Annotated in this window: 1 protein-coding gene; it reads left to right on the forward strand. The window is 49.5% G+C overall.

The window, feature by feature from the left end:
- On the forward strand, nucleotides 1-1,298 hold a 1,298-nt coding region (locus Q384_RS13685), incomplete at both ends, for a hypothetical protein (protein WP_037588146.1).

Below are 1,298 nucleotides of genomic sequence, written 5' to 3' on the forward strand. Positions count from 1 at the left end.
TGTGGCGGCTGAAAGATGGCGGTAACGGTTCTTATCGGTTTAAAGACAATATTGAATTGGGCGGACGCTTTGTATTCGGTGAAGCACCGATACGGGCAAATTATAAACATGTATGGCAATATGATATTTTTGAAAGACAAGTTATTTCTCTTGAATACAACAATCAATATGGACTCAACAGTCCGATATGGTCATTGTTCGATTTAACGCCGCCGCCGGAAGCATTACCGCCGAAACCAATAGAACCCAAAGATCCGGGTCGTCGTTCGTGCGATGATCACAACCGCTGCACCACATTCTACTTACCCGGCGAGCGGGAAGCCTATGAGAAAGCACTGGCACAATATCAAGAAGAATTCAAAGCCTATACCGCTATAGAAGCGTATTACATTGCCCTTGCCGATAAAATTGACAACTACAACCGTCAATACGGCTTTGTCGCCGGTGATCGCAATAATCCCAGTGGCTTTTACAGACCTGGTTCCGTGATCATGAGTTACACCTCCATAGACTGGTACACTCAATACGAAATCGACCGCCAAGTTTATGAAGACCAAGTTAAAACTTCCGACCCTGCCCTAATCAGCGCGGGCGGCAATTTAATTCTCAGCGATAATGTACTGAACGATAAAAGTCAAATCGTGGCAGGCGGCATCATCCTGAACAAAGACATGGTGCAGCTGAACAATATTGATGCCGAAGGCAAACGAATTCTGGAAGATTTGGGTACCAGCGAATACAGCGACACCAATTATCACGGCGGTTTCAGTGACTACCACGAACGTCGCCGACACGGCAAAGTGGCTTATCAAGACACCCAAGAGCAGACCATAGACCTTCGTGTTGCCCAAGTCATCGAACACCAAGGCAGCACCGCAGCGCGGGACATTACCGCGGCCGCGTCAGCCAAAGGCACAGCCGGTCAGCAGCGGGAACACGCACCGAATCTGAATAATCAAACGACTGATACACCCGCAAACAATACCAATATCAGCACCGGCGCCGCACAAACGCAGCAAAATCAGATTATTGCCGGCAAAACCGACACACAAGGCAAATCAACCAGCAGCCGCGGTGCGGAAAAAGACACCGCATCCGCCGCGCACGGCACCAAAGTGATCAATACCGCCGCCGCGGATACAGCCGATAAAGAATACAGCCAAGCAAACGGTAATACCAATCTTTCTCTGTCGCAAAATGGGCAGGAAAAACCACAGGGGCACAGCCAAGCAAACGGCGGCACCCTTCCGTTACCCAATGAGGCAGAAGACCAAACCAAACAAGCCCAAAACGGTAGC

Source organism: Stenoxybacter acetivorans DSM 19021, assembly GCF_000745895.1.
Taxonomy (GTDB): Bacteria; Pseudomonadota; Gammaproteobacteria; order Burkholderiales; family Neisseriaceae; genus Stenoxybacter; species Stenoxybacter acetivorans.